This is a genomic window from Kitasatospora sp. NPDC048286, from assembly GCF_043201735.1.
Classification (GTDB): domain Bacteria; phylum Actinomycetota; class Actinomycetes; order Streptomycetales; family Streptomycetaceae; genus Kitasatospora.
The window spans coordinates 142018-160272 of the sequence record NZ_JBICZE010000006.1 but is presented as its reverse complement, the minus strand read 5'-3'; the positions used below and the strand labels follow the sequence as shown (position 1 = coordinate 160272).

Below are 18255 nucleotides of genomic sequence, written 5' to 3'. Positions count from 1 at the left end.
TCAGCTCCCGGCCGCCGCTCGGTCGGCCTCGAACGCCTCCCGGCGCACGGTCAGCATCCGCTGGAACACCGTCACCAGGCTGCCCGCCGCCACCAGCCACAGCGCCACCGGCAGCAGCCACTCCACGTACGGCACACCGAACTTGTGCAGACCCGCGACCCCGGCCGCCACCAGGCTGGCCACCAGCCGCTCGGCCCGCTCCACCAGCCCGGACACGTCACACGGCAGGCCCTGGCTCTCCGCCCGCGCCTTCGTGTACGACACCACCAGACCGCTCGCCAGGCAGAAGATCGCCACCGCGCAGAGCAGGTCGTCGTCACCCTTGCCCGCGTACCACATCGCCAGACCGCCGAAGATCGCCGCGTCCGCGACCCGGTCCAGGGTGGAGTCGAGGAACGCCCCCCACTTCGTGCTCCGGCCCAGCTGGCGGGCCATGTTCCCGTCCACCAGGTCCGAGAAGATGAACAGCGTGATCGTGATGGTGCCCCAGAAGAACTCCCCACGCGGGAAGAACACCAGCGCACCGGCCACCGAACCGGCGGTACCGATCAGCGTCACGGCGTCCGGGCTCACGCCCAGGCGGATCAGGAACGCGGCGAACGGGGTCAGGACACGTGTGAAGAAGCCACGCGCGTATTTGTTGAGCATGGCCTTCCCAGCCGCTCCGATCTCCCAGATACCCGCCTTGCGCAGCACGCGCGGCAGACGGGCCGGGCGGATCAGCCCGTCCGGCGCACCCATCGTAGCCACGCCGAGGACACGCTCCGGCGCACGCACCGCCGGACGCCGCCCCCGCCCACCGTACGCACACGTCCGATCACCGGCCGGCCGTACGGCACCCGACCACCCGCACCCGACCGGCCGTACGGCACGCGCCACCGGCGACACCCGCCCCTAGACTGCGAAGGACAGCCTCGGCGCCACGGGAGGAGACCCCGATGCCCGACCGCAGCACGGCACGAGCCGGCCAGGCACCCGCCGTCAGCGGCCCGAAGGACCTGCGCAACGTCGTCCTCATCGGCCCCAGTGGTGTGGGCAAGACCACCCTCGCCGAATCCCTCGCGCTCGCCGCCGGCGCCACCGGCCGTGTCGGCCGCGTCACCGACGGCACCACCGTCTCCGACCACGAGGACATCGAGCACCAGCAGCAGCGCTCCGTCCAGCTCTCGCTCCTCCCCCTCGAGTGGAAGGGCGTCAAGATCAACCTGATCGACCCGCCCGGCCACCCCGACTTCACCGCCGACCTGCGCGCCGCCCTGCACGCCGCCGACGCCGCCGTCTTCGTCGTCTCCGCCACCGACCCGGTCACCGCCCCCACCCGCGCCCTGTGGCGCGAATGCGCCGCCGAGGGCATCCCCCGCGCCATCGCCGTCGCCAAACTCGACCTCGCCCGCACCGGCTTCGACGACATCCTCACCGCCTGCCACGACGCCTTCGAGCTGGGCCCCGACACCCTCCGCCCGCTCTTCCTGCCCGTCCACCACGACGGACACCCCGACGGCAGCGTCGACCTCCTCACCGGCGACACCTACGGCGCCGCCGACCCCCTGCCCGACACCGCCCCCGCCCACGACAGCCTCGTCGAAGCCATCTCCGGCCAGGACGACACCCTCATGGAGCGCTACCTCTCCGGCGACCCCCTCGACACCGACTCCCTCGAGGCCGGCCTGCGCCGCGAAGTCCTCTCCTGCGCTCTCCACCCCGCCGTCCCCACCAGCGAGAACGGACTCGGCGCCGCCGAACTCCTCGATCTCATCGCCCACACCTTCCCCGACCCCACCGAACGCACCCGCCCCGCCCCCGCGTGCGACCCCGACGCCCCGCTCGCCGCCCAGGTCGTCCGCGTCACCGGCGACGCCTACGTCGGCCGGATCAGCCTGCTGCGCCTCTACGCCGGCACCCTGCGCCCCGACACCAGGATCCACCTCGTCGGCCCCGCCCACACCGCCGACCAGGACGGCGACGAACGGGTCACCGCCCTCACCAGCCCCTTCGGCAAACTCCAGCGCCCCGTCCCGCACGCCGTCGCCGGCGACCTCGTCTGCGCCGCCAAACTCACCACCGCCCGCGCCGGCGACACCGTCCACGACCCCGGCCACCCCGTCGACCTCGAGGGCTGGAGCCTCCCCGAGCCGCTGCTCCCGATCGCCATCGAAGCCCACAGCAAGGCCGACGACGACAAGCTCTCCCAGGCCCTCGCCCGCCTCACCGCCGAAGACCCGGCGCTACGCCTGGAACAGAACCCCGACACCCACCAGCTCGTCCTCTGGTGCACCGGCGAGGCCCACGCCGACGTCGTCCTCGACCGCCTCCGCACCCGCCACGGCGTCCACGTCGACACCGTCGAGCCCAGGGTCGCCCTGCGCGAGACCTTCGGCACCGCCGCCGCCGGTCACGGCCGCCTGGTCAAGCAGTCCGGCGGCCACGGCCAGTACGCCATCTGCGACCTCGAGGTCGAACCCCTCCCGGCCGGCTCCGGCTTCGAGTTCCAGGAACACGTCGTCGGCGGCGCCGTCCCCAAGCACTTCATCCCCTCCGTCGAGAAGGGCGTCCGCGCCCAGCTCGCCAAGGGCGTCACCACCGGCTACCCGCTCGTCGACATCCGGATCACCCTCACCGACGGCAAGGCCCACTCCGTCGACTCCTCCGACGCGTCCTTCCAGAACGCCGCCGCCCTCGCCCTGCGCGACGCCGCCGAGCACGCCGTCATCCGCCTGCTCGAACCCGTCGCCGCCGTCAGCGTCCTGCTGCCCGACGACTACCTCGGCGCCGTCCTCGGCGACCTCTCCGCCCGGCGCGGCCGCGTCCTCGGCACCGAGACCGGCGGCACCGGACTCACCCTGCTGCGCGCCGAGGTCCCCGAACTCGAACTCGTCCGCTACCCGGTCGACCTGCGCTCGCTCACCCACGGCACCGCCGAGTTCTCCCGCGCCTACCTGCGCCACGAACCCATGCCCGCCGCCCTGGCCGAGCGCTACACCGACTGACGACCGCCCCCGCGGTCCGGCGGCCCTACGGCTGGGCGGGCTTCCGGACCGGCAGCGCGCAGGCCGCCGTACCCCCCGGCATCCGGTGCCGGTTGCGCGCCACCCAGCGGTACGCCAGGCCCGCCAGCGGCCGCACCGGCGCCGCCGTCAACACGGCGCCCAGATACGCCCACGCCCCGCCGGAGCGCATCAGCAGCCGCGCAACCGCCTGCGCGCCCCCGTACACCCGGCCGGTCGGCGTCACCCAGAGCACCTCGCGCTCCGCCCGCTCGGCCGACACCTCGCCCCGGCCGCCGGCGAGCCCGTCCAGCCCCGCCAGGTCCGCGAACTGGAACGGCACCGCCGCCCAGCCCCCCGAGGCCAGCGTCTGCCGCAGGTACCGCTCCGCCCAGCGCACGCAGGACGAACAGAACGAACAGTCCCCGTCGAAGACCAGCACCGGATCCTTCACGGCCGTTCCCCTTCCCTTGCTCCACCGTCCATCCTGCCCCACCGCCACCAGGAGCACCCCGGCGGGTATCGACCCGCCCGAAGCTGGGCATCATGCCCCTCAGGCCTCCGGTGACGGCACTTCAGACGATCATCCGCGCGGGGGTGCCACGGCACGGTAACCTGCCGCTGACAAGGGGAGGAGGGGACGCCACCGTGACCACACTCGACATGACCCCGGGTGCGCAGATACCCCGGACCGACGCCGGCCCGCAGACAGCCATCACCCAGGGACTCTCCTCGACCGCCTACCGCGACGGCGAGATCGGCGCCTTCGTCGGCGCCGTCACCGACGCCAAGGAGAAGAAGGGCCGCTTCGCGCTCTTCCGCCCCAACCTCGGCGAGGCCTTCAGCAAAGCGCTGATCTCCCGCGCCCTGGGCGGCGGCCGCAAACCCCTCGTCCCGGCCTTCGGAGTCGACACCCGCCAGGTCGTCGAACACTGCCTGGCCGCCGAGGAACTGCGCAACACCCGCGACCGGCAGCTCAGCACCGTCTCCGTCGTCACCGGCGTGCTCTTCCTCCCCGGCACCCTGATCTGGCTCGGCGCCTTCCAGCTCCGCGCCTGGCTCAAGCGGGACAACCCGAAGAACGCGGCCGTCTACGGCGGCATCGTGCTCGCCGCGACCGCCGCCCTCGCCGTCCTGCTCCTGCTGCGCCCACCGGCCGCCGGCTACCTCGGCATCTACCTGCGCGTCACCATGCTCGCGCCGGTCATCGGCTGGTACCTCGCCCGCCGGATCGTCGAGCGCTCCGCCAAGGACCTGCGCTCCCGCTGGCAGTCGCTGGTCGAGGGCAGCGTGGTGGCCGCCTCCGTCGCCAAGGCCGTCCCCCGCGACGACCTCGACAAGAAGGCCACCGACCTGCGCGACAAGCTCGGCCGCCTGGACGCCGAGCAGGAGACCAACATCCACCACTACGCCGGCCCCAAGGGCATCCTCGGTGCCGGCCGCCGCTGGGGCGAGTGGCGCCTCGCCGACACCCTCCACCCCGCCGACGGCCACGCCGACTTCCGCGCCTTCCACCCCTGGGACCTGGTCCGCCGGATCTCCTCCCACCTCAAGGGCCTCGGCGTCAGCCACGTCGCCAACAGCGGCATGCCCAACGTCGCCATCAAGCAGTGGGTGGTCTTCGACATCGGCGAGGGCGCCGACGAGATCAGCCGCCCCGGCAACGCCGACATGGACGGCGACCGGATGCGCGACTTCGCCGTGCAGAGCGTCGCCGACAAGCAGACCTTCTCCGGCGGCCCCCGGCACTACCTCGCCACCCAGTTCATCACCCACGACGGCAAGCTGGTCCTCACCTTCACCGTCACCGTCACCCTGCTCGCCAACGTCCTCAACATCACGGTGTCCGGCTACGCGCTCGGCCCGGTCAAGGGCGTCTTCTTCGACAAGCCCAAGGACAAGGAGAAGTCGGTCGCCAAGACCGTGAAGTTCTGGGAGGAGCGCACCGTCAAGCTCCCCCTGATCGACAACGACGAGGTCGTCCGCCAGGCCGTCCGCGCCCCGTTCTACCGGATGCCCGGCCTGCTCGGCTGGCTCGGCGGCGGACTCGGGCTGCCCGAGCCCTTCGGGCTGCGGCACATCTGGGCCGGCCGGGCCTGGGAGAACCGCTCCATGGTCGACAACGCCCAGAACGCCTCCGTCCCGGTGCTCGCCGCCGTCCACGCGGCCACGCTGGAGTTCCTGGAGGAGCACGACCTGGACGCCGACCGCTTCTTCAAGAACCGCACCTCGATCATCAAGGCCGAGGCGCAGAGCCCCCGCCCGTACGACGTGGACACCTTCAACGCCGGCTGACCCGGCGCGGAGCACACGAGAGGGCCCCACCGAGCATCCCGGTGGGGCCCTCTCGCACGCGTCGCCAGGGCTCAGCCCTGCGGCCAGACCTCGGCCAGCATCTTCCGGGTGTCCGCCAGCAGCTGCGGCAGCACCTTGGTGTGGCCGACCACCGGCATGAAGTTGGTGTCCCCACCCCAGCGCGGCACCACGTGCTGGTGCAGGTGCGCCGCGATCCCGGCCCCGGCCGCCGCGCCCTGGTTCATCCCGATGTTGAACCCGTGCGCCCCGGAGGCCGCCCGCAGCGCCGTCATCGCCTTCTTGGTGAAGTCCGCCAGCTCGGCCGTCTCGGCCTCGTCCAGGTCGGTGTAGTCGGCCACGTGGCGGTACGGGACCACCATCAGGTGCCCGCCGTTGTACGGGTACAGGTTCAGCACCGCGAACACGGCGCTCCCCCGGGCGATGACCAGGCCGTCCTCGTCGCTCAGCGACGGAATCGAGCAGAACGGGCAACCGTCGTCCGGAGCCGGGCCGGTGGGCTTGTTCTCACCCTGGATGTAGGCCATCCGATGGGGGGTCCACAGGCGGCGGAAGCCGTCCGGCTCACCGACGCCCCGCTGCAGTTCCGGCTCAGTCGTCATGCTGATCAGCATATTCGCCCGACGGTGCTTGCAAAGCCGCGCGGGGCAGACTCTTCGAGAGCCTGCCCCGCGCGGTACCCGCCAGGGCGGGGCCTACAACTTCTGCCCCAGCTTGATCATCTCGTGCATAGGGCCACCCCCGCTTGTGCGGGGCCTACCTCACACCTGGATGCGACGCTCCACCGCGTCTACGATCTCGGCGATCGCCTCGTCGACCGGGACGCCGTTCTTCTGCTCACCGTTGCGGTAGCGGAAGGACACCGCGCCCGCCTCGACATCGTCGTTGCCGGCGATCAGCATGAACGGCGTCTTGCTGCGCTGAGCGTTGCGGATCTTCTTCTGCATCCGGTCGTCCGAGGTGTCCACCTCGACCCGGATCCCGTGCTTCTTGAGCTTCGCCGAGACCTCCAGCAGGTACGGCACGTGCTCGTCGGTGATCGGGATGCCGGTGACGGTGACCGGGGCCAGCCACGGCGGCATGGCGCCGGCGTAGTGCTCCAGCAGCACCGCGAAGAACCGCTCGATGCTGCCGAAGAGCGCGCGGTGGATCATGACCGGACGCTGACGCGAGCCGTCCGCCGCCGTGTACTCCAGGTCGAAGCGCTCGGGCAGGTTGAAGTCCAACTGAATCGTACTCATTTGCCAAGTCCGGCCGATGGCGTCCCGCGCCTGCACCGAGATCTTCGGGCCGTAGAAGGCCGCGCCGCCCGGGTCCGGCACCAGCGGCAGGCCCTGCTTCTCGGCCACGCTCGCCAGGACGGCTGTGGCCTCCTCCCAGGTCTCGTCGCTGCCGACGTACTTGACCGGGTCCTTGGTCGACAGCTCCAGGTAGAAGTCGGTCAGACCGTAGTCGCGGAGCAGGTTGAGTACGAAGGTCAGCGTGGAGTCGAGCTCCTCCGCCATCTGCTCGCGGGTGCAGTAGATGTGCGCGTCGTCCTGCGTGAAGCCACGGGCACGGGTGAGGCCGTGCACCACGCCGGACTTCTCGTAGCGGTACACCGTCCCGAACTCGAAGAGGCGCAGCGGCAGTTCACGGTACGAGCGGCCGCGCGCGTCGAAGATCAGGTTGTGCATCGGGCAGTTCATCGGCTTGAGGTAGTAGTCCACGCCCTCGTCGAGCTGCATGGGCGGGTACATACCGTCCGCGTACCAGTCGAGGTGGCCGCTCTTCTCGAAGAGCTTCCCCTTGGTGGCGTGCGGGGTGTAGACGAACTCGTAGCCCTCTTCCTCGTGCCGCTTGCGCGAGTAGTCCTCCATCGCGCGGCGGATGATGCCGCCCTTGGGGTGGAAGACGGCGAGGCCGGAGCCGATCTCCTCGGGGATGGAGAAGAGGTCGAGCTCGTTGCCGAGCTTGCGGTGGTCGCGCTTCTCGGCCTCGACGAGGAAGTCGAGGTGGGCCTTGAGCTCGTCCTTGGTCGGCCAGGCGGTGCCGTAGATGCGCTGGAGCTGCTTGTTCTTCTCGCTGCCGCGCCAGTAGGCGGAGGCGTTGCGCATCAGCTTGAACGCCGGGATGTGCCGGGTGCTGGGCAGGTGCGGGCCGCGGCAGAGGTCGCCCCAGCACTGCTCGCCGCTCTTGGCGTCCAGGTTGTCGTAGATGGTGAGCTCGCCGGCGCCGACCTCGACGTCGGCGCCCTCCCCGGCGGTGGCGGCGGAGCCCTTGAGGCCGATCAGCTCGAGCTTGTACGGCTCGGCGGCCAGCTCCTCGCGGGCGGACTCGTCGGTGACCACGCGGCGGGAGAACTTCTGCCCGCGCTTGATGATCTCCTGCATGCGCTTCTCGATGGCCTTGAGGTCATCGGGGTGGAAGGGCTTCTCGACGTCGAAGTCGTAGTAGAAGCCGTCCTTGACCGGCGGGCCGATGCCCAGCTTGGCCTCGGGGTAGAGCTGCTGCACGGCCTGGGCCATGACGTGCGCGGTGGAGTGGCGCAGGATGTCGAGGCCGTCCTTGCTGTCGATCGCGACCGGCTCGACCTCCTCGCCGTCCTGGAGGACGTACGCGAGGTCCTTGAGCTGGCCGCCGACGCGGGCGGCGATGATCGAGCGGTCGTCGGCGAAGAGCTCGGCGGCCGTGGTGCCCGTCGTCACCACGCGCTCTTCCCGATCGGGTTCGCGGCTGATGATTACCCGGACGTCCGTCACCGGTCTCTCCTGACGTGCTGGATTTCAGAGGACGCAACACTGCGCTGCGCGTGACGATGGTACCGAGAGCGCCGCCCCTGCCGTCCACCTACGCCCCTTCTCCCCCTCCCTCCGCCGGCTCCCCGAGCGCTTTCAGCAGGCGCTCGCGGTCCCCTTCCTCCCAGCCGCGGAGTTCCAGTCCGTGCGGGCGGGTCAGCCGGCGGAAGCCGCCGTGCCGGTCCAGCCGGCCGGAGACCCGCAGGGGCAGGCCCGCGAGGTGGGCCTCGGCGGCGAGCCGGTAGTCGGGGTCGGGCAGGCGGAGCTTGAGTTCGCGGACGTCGGCGCCTGCCAGCACCCGCAGCCGTACCGAGCCGGGGCCCGTGGGGTCGGCGCGCTTGAGCCGGGTGACGACGCCGAGCACGGTGACGGCGACGGCGGGTTCGATCCGTTCCAGCAGGTCGGCGGCCTCCACCAGGGCGGGCAGGTCGCCGGGTGAGAAGTCGAGGTCGATCCGGCGGTCCCCGAAGCCGCCCGGTGTTCCGGCGGCGGGTGACCAGGAGACGCTGAGCCGGGCGGCCGTCGCGTCGCGCACCAACTCCTCGACGGACTGGACGAGCTCCCGGCTGACCCCGGACCGGACGGCGTTCCCGAAGGCCTCGGGCCCGCCGCTGACCCGGCGGTAGTCCACGGCGTCGCGCAGCGCCTCCAGGGCGCGGACCAGGGTGGTGACGGCGGCGCGGCCCTCGGGGGCGGGGGTGTGGGCGGTGAGGGCGGCGCCCTGTTCGACCAGCAGGACGCGGTCCAGGAAGTCCCCGGCGGGGCCGTCCAGCCGGGCGCCGAAGTAGCCGGCCCTGGTGCGGGCGGCCTTGGCGCCGGCGGCGAGCATGCCGCGGGCCGCCCGCCGGAGCCGCTCGGCCTCGCCCCAGGCGGTGGTCCCGTCGGGGCCGGGCGGTTCGCGGTGCCAGCGCAGTTCGTCGCCGGGGACGGCGAGGGCGAGCAGGATGGCGCGGGCGGAGGGGGTGCGGGAGCGGGAGAGCGCGGTGACGGCGTCGGTGAGGAGGTCGACGGCGTCGTCGAAGCCGTCTCCGGCCGGGACGAGCAGGCTGGTGCCGGGTTCGCCGTCGGGCGGGGTCCAGCGTCCGTAGCGGGCGGCCGGTCCGCCGCGGCGGACCCAGCCGTGCCGGGCGAGCAGGGTGGCCAGGACCTTCGGGTCGACGGTGGCCGGGTCGGGCAGGGGCGGGGCCGGTTCGCCCGGTCCGTACGGCGGTGTCATGGGTCCGGTTCCTCCCTGCCGGGGCCGGGCCGTCACGGGCTGCCGCCCGCGCCGACCCGGGCCATGATGTCGCAGAGCGCGCGGTCGTCGAAGACCCGCTCGGTGGGCAGCCGGACGTTGGTGCGCCGCTTCCCGGTGACGGGGTGGCCGGCCAGGTTGACCCAGTAGCAGCAGTGCCGCAGTTCCAGGGCGTCCGGGCGGGCCCGCAGCCAGTGGTCGACCCGGCGCGGCAGCAGCATCACGACCAGGATCCGCGGCACCGCGACCCGGGGCCGGGCGAGCTTGCGCAGGTGGTCGTTGTCCAGGGTGAAGCTGAAGAACGGCCCGGCCGGGTCGGGCGCGACCTGCTGGGTGGCCTTGAGCTGGATCTTGACGGTGACCTCGTCGTCCACCTCGTGCTCGCGGGAGCCGTGGCTGACGTGCCAGTCGATGCCGTTGTCCGGGAAGGGTTGGGAGAGCGAGCAGCCGGCCGCGGCCGCCACCGCGTGCAGGTAGCCGACCTGCAGGGTCTCCATGCAGGCGGTGACGGCGAGGTTCCCCCGCAGTACCGCCGTCGTCGCCGTCTCCTCGGGCTGCGGCTGGGTCAGTGCCATCGCCCCGTGGCCTCCCCCGGTTCCGGGCCCGTCCCGGTCCGGACGGGCAGTCGATTCGAACGGGACGGTCATGGGCAGGATCCCCGGCCGGGCTTGGGCCAAACGGGTTGAAGGGGCGTCAGGACCGGGTATCAACCGGGCGCAACGCTCGTCTGAGGGGCAGTCATGCAGCAGCACTGGTACACCGGCCCGCTCGCCTCCTTCGACACCGAGACGACCGGCGTGGACGTGGAGAACGACCGCATCGTCTCGGCCGCCCTGGTCGTCCAGCTCGCGCCCGGCGCACCGGCCCGGACCACGACCTGGCTCGCCGATCCGGGGGTTCCGATCCCGGACGGCGCCCGCGCGGTGCACGGCATCACCGACGAGCAGGTGCGCGCCCACGGTCGGCCGGCCGGCACGGTGGTGGCGGAGGTCACCCGCGCGTTGGCGGCCGAGGCGCGGGCCGGGCGCCCGGTGGTGGTGATGAACGCGCCCTACGACCTGACGCTGCTGGACCGGGAGCTGCGCCGCCATCACGGGGTGACGCTGGCCGGCGGGCTGGCGGCGGCGGGCCTGGTGGTGCTGGATCCCCGGGTGCTGGACAAGCACGTGGACCGCTACCGCAAGGGCCGTCGGACGCTGACCGACCTGTGCGCCCACTACGGCGTGGAGCTGGCCGGGGCGCACGACGCGGCGGCGGACGCGACGGCGGCGCTGGCGCTGACCCGGCGGATAGGCGCCCGCTACCCGGCGGCGCTGGGCGGGCTGTCGGCGGCGGAGCTGCACCTGCGGCAGGCGATCTGGCACGCGGCGCAGGCGCGCGGGCTGCAGCACTGGTTCGACCGCTCGGGGACGCCGGAGCGGGTGGACCTGTCCTGGCCGCTGCGGCCGGCCCGGTGCGGCTGTGGGCGCCGGCTGGAGCCGGAGCACGGGTGTGAGGCGGCGGCGTAGCGGGCGGCCCCGGGATCCCGGGCCCGGAACGCGCCGCAGGCCCTGACCGGTTTCCTGGTCAGGGCCTGCGTGCTGTCCGGTGGGCGATACTGGGATCGAACCAGTGACCCCTTCGGTGTGAACGAAGTGCTCTCCCGCTGAGCTAATCGCCCGGGCAACGAGAAGAACTGTAGCACCATTCGGGGCCGGTCGTACAACTCGCCCTTCCGGGTAGCACCGGCACCGCCGCAGAACTCGCGCTCCGCACGGAAGATGACTGCGCCTCAGCCGATTACCGACGGCTCTTCAGGCGGATTCCGGAAATACACGTGAGGCCCAGCCGATAATCGGCTGGGCCTCACGTATCACAATGCATTCCGGTGGGCGATACTGGGATCGAACCAGTGACCCCTTCGGTGTGAACGAAGTGCTCTCCCGCTGAGCTAATCGCCCGGGTGCAGAGAAAACATTACCGCATCCCGGAGGGTGCTCCGACCACCCTCCCGGCCCCCGGACCCCGCACCCGGCCAGGTCAGCTCTCGTCCGGCTGCCAGGGGACGGCCAGGCCGTAGCGGGCGAAGTACCAGCCGCCCACCCCGACGAGGGCGGCCAGTCCGATCGCGGTGAGCGTCAGGTTGCGGCGGCGCACCCGGGGGTCCATGGCCCGCTGGGCGGCCTCGGCGACCTTGCGGCGGGTCCAGCGCAGGGCCAGCTGGGCCCAGACGAACTCGGTGGCCCAGATCCCCATGCCGAGGAAGATCACCAGCCAGCCGGGGCCGGGCAGCGGCAGCATGACCAGCCCGAGCACCACCACCGCGAGGCCGGCCAGGAAGATCGCCACCTGCCAGATCCGGTGCAGCGTCGGCGAGCGGCGGACGAAGGCCGGGGCCCTCGAACCGACCGCCCGCCCACCGTCGACGGCCGCGTCAACAGCCTCGGCCGCTTCACCCGTTCCCGTGTTCCCGCCGGTCTTGTCGTTTCGCACAGTCATGCCAGGAAACTAACCAAGAAGCGCCCGGGTATTGCCCGGCCCGGCCGCTGCGGAGCGAATCCGCAATGCGCCGTAAGGGGTACGACTCGCGCCCGAATCGGGACAGAGGGGTTTACATCGGTCTTGGAGGTGGGATGGTCCGTTCGCCGACGTGCGATTCCCCGAGCGCACACTGAGCGAAAGGCCATGGCGCTTATGAACACCACGGTCAGCTGCGAGCTGCACCTGCGCCTCATCGTGTCCAGCGAATCCTCACTGCCCGTCCCAGCGGGCCTGCGCTACGACACTGCCGACCCCTACGCCGTGCACGCCACGTTCCACACGGGCGCCGACGAGACCGTGGAGTGGGTGTTCGCCCGAGATCTCCTCGCGGAGGGGCTGCACCGACCCACTGGTACCGGCGACGTCCGGGTGTGGCCGTCGCGCAGCCACGGGCAAGGGGTGGTCTGCATCGCCCTGAGCTCTCCGGAAGGAGAAGCCCTGCTGGAGGCCCCGGCCCGGGCGCTTGAGTCGTTCCTCAAGCGGACGGACGCCGCGGTGCCCCCCGGCACCGAACACCGTCACTTCGACCTCGACCGGGAGCTGTCCCACATCCTCGCCGAAAGCTGACTCCGTCCGGAGGCGGTCACGCCCCGCTGTCGGCGGGGCCGCAGCCCCTGCCGTCACCGCAGCCGTCCTACTCGGGGGCACGGCAGCGGACTCAGCCGCGCACGACGCGGCCTCGGGGCCGGTGAAACGGTTCTGCTCCCACCGGAGCGGTCCCCAGCACCGCAGACGCCCGGCGCCGAGGCCGGCCATCCTCACGGGTGGCCGGCCTCGGCGCCGGGCGTCGACGTGTTCCGGCGGCCGCGTCCGCCGGGGTCCGCACACCCCGACCCGGGGCCCGCCGCCCCGGACGGCGCCCGGTTTCGTACGCCTTGACGTACTGCGTACACGCATTCGAAAGAAGGCGCCGCCCCACCGGCACGGGGCCCGGTATGGTCTGGGGTAACCGCGGACGCGGGGTATCGGAGTCCCCCTGCGCGAGGAGCCCCCAACGTGCTGATCACCCATGACACCGAGTGCGCGCTGAGCATCCTCGTGAAGCTGCTCAACACCGCGCCCGAGGTGTGCGGCGCCGAGCGGCTGTCGGATGTCGCCGCACTGGACGCCTTCGTGGTCCGCCAGGAGATCAGCGAGATCGACTCACTGACCGAGGACGACCTGCGGCGGGTGCACGAGCTGCGGACCCGGCTGCGCGAGGTGTTCGCGACGGAGTCCACCGCGGAGGCCGCCGAACTGGTCAACTCGATCGTCGCGGCCGCCGGCACGACGCCCCGGCTGACCGACCACGACGGCCACGACTGGCACATCCACTACTTCGCACCGCACGCCGCGCTCGGCGACCACCTGGCGGCCGAGCTGGGCATGGCGCTGGCCTTCATCCTGGTGGCGGGCGAGCGGGAGCGGCTGCGCCGCTGCGAGGCGCCGGACTGCGCGCGGGTCTTCGTGGACCTCTCCCGGAACCGCTCGCGGCGCTACTGCGACAGCCGCACCTGCGGCAACCGGCTGCACGTCGCCGCCTACCGGGCGCGCCAGCGGTCGGCGGAGGCCGTCCCCTCCGCCTGACCCGCCGGCCCCGCCGCTCAGATCCCGCGCTTGCGGAGGATCTCCTCGATGTCGGCGAAGTCGCCGAGGCCGTCGTCCCGCTTGCCCGCGGCCTGCTTCTTCGGGGCCGCGGGCGGCGTCGGCGCCACCGCCTGGCGCTCGGGCGCCGGGCGGGCCGCGGCCGGGCGCTCCGGGGCGCCCTCCACCGCCGCCGCGCCGCCCCGGCGGCCCACCCAGCGGGTGATGACCAGCAGGACCGCGGAGACGCCGAGCAGCGCGATGCCCGTCCACACCCGGGGGTCGAAGACCAGCTTGGCCGCCCAGTCGGCGAACTCCCCGGCGATCGTGCTCGCCAGCGGGAACAGGCCGGTCAGGTAGAGCCCGGCGGGCAGCAGGGCCACCGCGAACCAGCGGGTCGCCGACAGGAAGCGCCGCCGGTAGGCCCGCAGTCCCGCGAAGGCCACCCCGCCCGCGGTGAGGACGAAACTGATCGCCGCACTCAGCACGGAAGCGCTCCTTCGTGTTCGGTCGTCCTGGTCATCGGTGCCTTCCTCTCGGTCCGCCTCCGGGCGCACCTCCGGCCGGAGCGGGCGCCCATTAGTGGAACACTGGGGCAATGATCGATGGTTCCCTCCCCCGCCTCGAGTTCTGGTGCGACCTCCAGTGCCCGGACTGCCACACCGCGCTGGACGACGTACGGGCGCTGCGCGCGCAGTACGGCGACGCGCTGCCCGTGGAGGTGCGGCACTTCCCGCTGGAGAAGCACAAGCACGCCTACGCCGCCGCGGAGGCGGCCGAGGAGGCGTTCGCGCAGGGGCTGGGCTGGCCGTTCGTGGAGGCGCTGCTGGCCCGCACCGCGGAGCTGGACGCGCGTGGGCAGCAGGTGCTGCTGGACGTGGCCCGGGAGGTCGGGGCGGACGTCGAGGAGGTGGACACCGCGCTGGTCGACGGCCGGCACATGCTGACCGTCGACGCCGACCAGGCCGAGGGCAAGGCGATCGGGGTCACCGGCACTCCGACGTACGTGATCGGCGGGAAGCGCCTCGACGGCGGCAAGAGCCAGGACGGGCTGCGCGAGCGGATCGTGGCCGTCATCGAGGCGGCGAAGGAGTCCTGACGACACGTCAGGTCACAGCGGCTTGCCGTAGAGGCGCTCGGTGACCTCGTATCCGAGCGAGTCGTAGAGCCGGACGGCGACCTCGTTGCGGGTGAAGACGTTGAGGCCGAGGTCGTGCACCCCGGCGGCCAGGCACTCGCGTTCGGCGAGCAGCATCAGTGTGCGTCCGTGTCCCCGGCCCCGGTGGTCCGGGGACACCTCGACGCCCATCACCCAGGCGAGCGGTTCGCCGTCCGGCAGGTCGCGCAGCCGCAGTTGCACCCAGATCGAGCCGTACGGACCCTCTCCGCCGTCGGCGCCGTACAGCCTGCGCAGGACGACGCCCGGGGTGTCGACGCCCTGCGGGACAGGGTTCGGCGGGTCGTCGCCGCCGGTCCTGGCGCGGGCCTGCTCCTCGGTGAGACCGGACCCGACGAGCGACCGGCGGTAGCCCTCCGCCGACCGGGCGAGCCAGTCGTCGAGGTCGGCCGGGTCGAAGGGGCGCGCGCTCACCCCGGCGGGCAGCGCGGGGGCGGCGACCAGCCGCTTGGACATGCTCAGGGCCCGCTCGGTGTAGCCGAGGGCGACGGCGAGCCCGCGCGCCGTCGCGGCCGCCCCGGGGACGCCGACGTCCACCCTGGTACAGCCCCAGTTGCGCAGTACCTCCTCGGCGGCCAGGGCGCCGAACGTGCCCCGGCCCCGGCCGCGTCCCTCGGTGATCTCCAACTCGGATATCCGGCCCCAGAGTTGACTGCCCTGCGGATCGGCGGTGGTGCGCAGCGCGCCGACCGGGTGACCGTTGGAGAGGATCAGCCAGCGTCTGGTGCGGCCGCCGGCCGCGGTGGGTGTCTCCGGGCCCTCGGGGCGCAGCGTGGTGGTCATGTGGTGGTCCCTTCCCCCTGTGCGGAGGGTTATCCACCCGGTCGGCGCGCGCTCCGCGGGTCGGGGGTCACGGGTCGAGGTCGTCGCCGCTGCGCTCGGCGAAGACGGCCATGGCCTTGGCGGTGACGGGGCCGGTGCCGGTGCCGGGCAGTTCGCGGTCGTCGACGCGGGTGACGGCCTGGACGTCGCGGGTGGTGGAGGTCAGGAAGACCTCCTCGGCGTTCCGGAGGGCGCCGAGCGGGAGGTCGGCCTCCTCGGCGCCGCACCAGTCGATGACGAGCTGCCGGGTGATGCCGGCCAGGCAGCCGGAGGCGAGGGTGGGGGTGAGCAGGCGGCCGTCGAGGACCACGAAGACGTTGGAGCCGGTGCCCTCGCAGAGCAGGCCGGCGGTGTTGGCGAACAGGGCCTCGGAGGCGCCGGCGCGGTGGGCGGCGGCCAGGGCGACGACGTTCTCGGCGTACGAGGTGGTCTTGAGGCCGGCGACGGCGCTGTGCTCGTTGCGGCGCCAGGGGACGACGGTGACGGCGGTCTCGTCGGGGCGGTGGGTGATCGGGCTGAGGGCGACGACCAGGGTGGGGCCGGTGGTGCCGCGCTCGGAGCTGAGCGGGCCGTTGCCGCCGGTGTAGGTGATGCGCAGCCGGCCGAGCGGTGCGGGGTTGGCGGCGAGGACCCGGGTGCAGGCCTCGCGGACCAGGTCGTGGTCGGGGTCGGCCAGGCCGAGGCCGCGGGCGGAGCGGGTGAGCCGGTCCAGGTGGCGGGTGACCGCGAAGGCCCGGCCGTCGACCGTCTTCATGGTCTCGAAGACGCCGTCGCCGGTGGTGAGGCCGTGATCGAGGACGGAGACGGCAGCGTCGGCGGAGTCGACGAGCGTGCCGTTGACCCAGCTCGTGGTGCGGTTGTGCATCGGGCTGCTCCTAGGCGGTGGGGGCTCAGGCCCCGGTCGGCTCGGATCCGCGACCGGACTCGGCTCCGGTTTCGGCTGCGGGCTCGGCTCCGGTTTCGTTGCCCGACGCTATCGCGACCAGGCGGGCGGCCTTCAGTTCGGTTTCGGCCCATTCGCGCTCGGGGTCGGAGCCCCAGGTGATGCCGGCACCGGTACCGAAGCGCAGGACGGGTGCGCCCGGGTCCGTCCGGTCGATCCAGAAGGTGCGGATGCCGACCGCGAGTTCGGCCTCGCCGCGGTCCGCGTCGACCCAGCCGACGGCGCCGCAGTAGGGGCCGCGCGGGGCGGTCTCCAGGGCTTCGATGATCCGCAGGGCGCTGGACTTGGGGGCTCCGGTGACGGAGCCGGGCGGGAAGGTGGCGGCGAGGAGCTCGGGCCAGCCGGCGTCTTCGCGCAGGGCGCCCTCGACGGTGGAGACCAGGTGGACCAGGCCGGGGTGCTTCTCGACGGCGCAGAGGTCGGGGACGGTGATGCTGCCGGTCTCGCAGACCCGGCCGAGGTCGTTGCGGACCAGGTCGACGATCATCACGTTCTCGGCGTGGTCCTTGTCGAGGAGGTCGTCCTCGGTGCGGCCGGTGCCCTTGATCGGGCCGGAGGAGACGGTGCGGCCGGTGCGGCGCAGGTAGAGCTCGGGCGAGGCGGTGGCGATCTCGACGCCGTGACCGGGCAGGCGGATGGTGCCGGCGTAGGGGGCGGGGTTGCCGTGGGCGAGGAGGCCGGTGAGGGCGTCGACGTCGCTGCGGTCCGGGTCGGGCAGCGGTGCGGACAGCACCCGGCAGAGGTTGGCCTGGTAGACCTCGCCGGCGGCTATGTGCTCGCGGATGCGGCGCACGCCCGCGGTGTAGGCGGCGCGGTCGAGGGAGCTGTGCCAGCTGCCGGCCTGCGGTCCGCGCCAGCCCGCGCCGGAGGGCGGGGCGGGGGCGGGGCGGACCTCGTCGAAGCGGGCGCAGGTGAGCCGGCCCTCGAAGTCGTAGGCGACGGCCCAGTAGCCGGCGGAGTCGAGGGCGGCCGGGTCCGAGGTGACGTCGCGCAGTCCGGTGGCCAGGCGGCCTCCGAAGCGGGCGAGCGGGGTGCGGGGGTCGGGGTGGCCGGACACGGTTCTCCTGCGCGGTGGTGCTGGGCGGCGGTGTCTGAAGTGTAGGTCGGGGGCGCGGGGCCCGGACCGGCTCGCGCCCCGCGTACGAGCACCCGTGTGCGTCACCCGGGTGTGCGCCGGGTGACCTGCGGATGATCGTCCGGGAGCGCCGCAGGTGGCGGCCGGTGACCTGCCGGGAGGGCTGACGGGACGGCACTCGTCGACCATCCCCTCGGCATGCTGCGGGAACGGATTTTTAGCTGGCCCGGGAATCCGCTAGAGTTCAACACGTCGCCAGGGAGCGCAGCCGAAGAAAAGCGGTGAAGGCCCTGGGAGACAGGCGGACGTGGCTCAGTTGGTAGAGCATCACCTTGCCAAGGTGAGGGTCGCGAGTTCGAATCTCGTCGTCCGCTCGGTGGAGAACAGTGTAAGATCGTTCTTCATGTGTTGCCTGGTGGAGTGGCCGAGAGGCGAGGCAACGGCCTGCAAAGCCGTGTACACGGGTTCAAATCCCGTCTCCACCTCCAAGAGGTTCCCCCGGTTCCACCGGGAGACCTCCCCGCGCGATTAGCTCAGCGGGAGAGCACTACCTTGACACGGTAGGGGTCACTGGTTCAATCCCAGTATCGCGCACGTCGGACCCGTCGGGGTCCGCTGCAGGACCGCCACACCAGGCGCGATTAGCTCAGCGGGAGAGCACTACCTTGACACGGTAGGGGTCACTGGTTCAATCCCAGTATCGCGCACAGTAACGGGCCCTTCAGGGTCTGCTGCAACACCGCCGCACCCGGCGCGATTAGCTCAGCGGGAGAGCACTACCTTGACACGGTAGGGGTCACTGGTTCAATCCCAGTATCGCGCACGTCGGACCCGTCGGGGTCCGCTG

At 72.4% G+C, this 18255-nt stretch carries 17 protein-coding genes and 7 tRNA genes; 11 read left to right on the top strand and 13 right to left on the bottom strand.

Annotated elements, in window-relative coordinates:
* On the bottom strand, positions 1–648 hold the full coding sequence (gene pgsA / locus ACGF13_RS16205) for a phosphatidylinositol phosphate synthase (RefSeq protein WP_392875765.1): 648 nt from the start codon (positions 646–648) through the stop codon (positions 1–3).
* 290 nt (positions 649–938) lie between these two features.
* On the opposite strand from pgsA, the gene ACGF13_RS16200 reads away from it, so the two are divergent.
* Entirely contained in the window at positions 939–2987 is a 2049-nt protein-coding gene (locus tag ACGF13_RS16200) for an elongation factor G-like protein EF-G2 (RefSeq protein WP_392874657.1), read from the top strand.
* 25 nt (positions 2988–3012) lie between these two features.
* On the opposite strand, the gene ACGF13_RS16195 is transcribed toward ACGF13_RS16200, so the two are convergent.
* Positions 3013–3438, bottom strand: a complete 426-nt coding sequence (locus tag ACGF13_RS16195) for a thiol-disulfide oxidoreductase DCC family protein (protein WP_392874654.1) — start codon at positions 3436–3438, stop codon at positions 3013–3015.
* Positions 3439–3632: 194 nt separating this feature from the next.
* On the opposite strand from ACGF13_RS16195, the gene ACGF13_RS16190 reads away from it, so the two are divergent.
* The gene (locus ACGF13_RS16190) at positions 3633–5279 is read left to right on the top strand and encodes a hypothetical protein (protein ID WP_392874651.1); all 1647 of its coding nucleotides are present in this window, start codon (positions 3633–3635) and stop codon (positions 5277–5279) included.
* A gap of 71 nt (positions 5280–5350) precedes the next feature.
* Here the strand turns inward: ACGF13_RS16190 and ACGF13_RS16185 are convergent, their stop codons facing one another.
* The 4 genes from ACGF13_RS16185 to ACGF13_RS16170 all read right to left on the bottom strand — a co-directional run bounded on the left by ACGF13_RS16185 (position 5351) and on the right by ACGF13_RS16170 (position 9883).
* Positions 5351–5911 carry an HIT domain-containing protein gene (locus tag ACGF13_RS16185; protein ID WP_097238679.1) on the bottom strand — a complete coding sequence of 187 codons (561 nt, stop codon included), beginning with the start codon at positions 5909–5911 and terminating at the stop codon, positions 5351–5353.
* A 147-nt stretch (positions 5912–6058) separates the two neighbouring features.
* Positions 6059–8038: a threonine--tRNA ligase gene (gene thrS, locus ACGF13_RS16180; RefSeq protein WP_392874648.1), complete on the bottom strand. Its 1980-nt coding sequence runs from the start codon at positions 8036–8038 to the stop codon at positions 6059–6061.
* An 88-nt stretch (positions 8039–8126) separates the two neighbouring features.
* The gene (locus ACGF13_RS16175) at positions 8127–9290 is read right to left on the bottom strand and encodes a hypothetical protein (protein ID WP_392874645.1); all 1164 of its coding nucleotides are present in this window, start codon (positions 9288–9290) and stop codon (positions 8127–8129) included.
* A 32-nt stretch (positions 9291–9322) separates the two neighbouring features.
* Positions 9323–9883 (bottom strand): DUF4365 domain-containing protein, encoded by a 561-nt coding sequence (locus ACGF13_RS16170; protein ID WP_392874643.1) that lies wholly within the window; start codon positions 9881–9883, stop codon positions 9323–9325.
* A 165-nt stretch (positions 9884–10048) separates the two neighbouring features.
* Between ACGF13_RS16170 and ACGF13_RS16165 the strand changes: the two genes are divergently transcribed.
* Positions 10049–10816: an exonuclease domain-containing protein gene (locus tag ACGF13_RS16165; protein WP_392874640.1), complete on the top strand. Its 768-nt coding sequence runs from the start codon at positions 10049–10051 to the stop codon at positions 10814–10816.
* A gap of 80 nt (positions 10817–10896) precedes the next feature.
* Here ACGF13_RS16165 and ACGF13_RS16160 read toward each other — a convergent pair.
* The 3 genes from ACGF13_RS16160 to ACGF13_RS16150 all read right to left on the bottom strand — a co-directional run bounded on the left by ACGF13_RS16160 (position 10897) and on the right by ACGF13_RS16150 (position 11786).
* Positions 10897–10968 (bottom strand) — tRNA-Val (locus tag ACGF13_RS16160).
* Between the two features lie 208 nt (positions 10969–11176).
* A tRNA-Val gene (locus ACGF13_RS16155) sits at positions 11177–11248 on the bottom strand.
* Positions 11249–11327: 79 nt separating this feature from the next.
* Positions 11328–11786, bottom strand: a complete 459-nt coding sequence (locus ACGF13_RS16150; RefSeq protein ID WP_392874637.1) for a TIGR02611 family protein — start codon at positions 11784–11786, stop codon at positions 11328–11330.
* Between the two features lie 195 nt (positions 11787–11981).
* On the opposite strand from ACGF13_RS16150, the gene ACGF13_RS16145 reads away from it, so the two are divergent.
* Positions 11982–12395, top strand: a complete 414-nt coding sequence (locus tag ACGF13_RS16145) for an SsgA family sporulation/cell division regulator (protein ID WP_030056266.1) — start codon at positions 11982–11984, stop codon at positions 12393–12395.
* A gap of 429 nt (positions 12396–12824) precedes the next feature.
* The gene (locus ACGF13_RS16140) at positions 12825–13394 is read left to right on the top strand and encodes a CGNR zinc finger domain-containing protein (protein ID WP_392874634.1); all 570 of its coding nucleotides are present in this window, start codon (positions 12825–12827) and stop codon (positions 13392–13394) included.
* A 17-nt stretch (positions 13395–13411) separates the two neighbouring features.
* Here the strand turns inward: ACGF13_RS16140 and ACGF13_RS16135 are convergent, their stop codons facing one another.
* A complete protein-coding gene (locus ACGF13_RS16135) occupies positions 13412–13879 on the bottom strand; it encodes a hypothetical protein (RefSeq protein ID WP_392874631.1) in 468 nt (155 codons plus the stop codon).
* Positions 13880–13989: 110 nt separating this feature from the next.
* On the opposite strand from ACGF13_RS16135, the gene ACGF13_RS16130 reads away from it, so the two are divergent.
* A complete protein-coding gene (locus ACGF13_RS16130) occupies positions 13990–14490 on the top strand; it encodes a DsbA family protein (RefSeq protein ID WP_392874628.1) in 501 nt (166 codons plus the stop codon).
* Between the two features lie 12 nt (positions 14491–14502).
* Here the strand turns inward: ACGF13_RS16130 and ACGF13_RS16125 are convergent, their stop codons facing one another.
* From ACGF13_RS16125 to ACGF13_RS16115, 3 genes are all read right to left on the bottom strand, one after another.
* Positions 14503–15351 (bottom strand): GNAT family N-acetyltransferase, encoded by an 849-nt coding sequence (locus tag ACGF13_RS16125; RefSeq protein ID WP_392874625.1) that lies wholly within the window; start codon positions 15349–15351, stop codon positions 14503–14505.
* 67 nt (positions 15352–15418) lie between these two features.
* Entirely contained in the window at positions 15419–16255 is an 837-nt protein-coding gene (locus ACGF13_RS16120) for an aminotransferase class IV (protein ID WP_392874622.1), read from the bottom strand.
* Between the two features lie 25 nt (positions 16256–16280).
* Positions 16281–17390 carry a chorismate-binding protein gene (locus tag ACGF13_RS16115; RefSeq protein ID WP_392874620.1) on the bottom strand — a complete coding sequence of 370 codons (1110 nt, stop codon included), beginning with the start codon at positions 17388–17390 and terminating at the stop codon, positions 16281–16283.
* 319 nt (positions 17391–17709) lie between these two features.
* Between ACGF13_RS16115 and ACGF13_RS16110 the strand changes: the two genes are divergently transcribed.
* From ACGF13_RS16110 to ACGF13_RS16090, 5 genes are all read left to right on the top strand, one after another.
* A tRNA-Gly gene (locus tag ACGF13_RS16110) sits at positions 17710–17782 on the top strand.
* A gap of 40 nt (positions 17783–17822) precedes the next feature.
* Positions 17823–17896: transfer RNA gene (locus ACGF13_RS16105), tRNA-Cys, on the top strand.
* Positions 17897–17930: 34 nt separating this feature from the next.
* Positions 17931–18002: transfer RNA gene (locus ACGF13_RS16100), tRNA-Val, on the top strand.
* Positions 18003–18043: 41 nt separating this feature from the next.
* Positions 18044–18115, top strand: a tRNA-Val gene (locus ACGF13_RS16095).
* 44 nt (positions 18116–18159) lie between these two features.
* Positions 18160–18231: transfer RNA gene (locus tag ACGF13_RS16090), tRNA-Val, on the top strand.
* Positions 18232–18255: the final 24 nt, after the last annotated feature.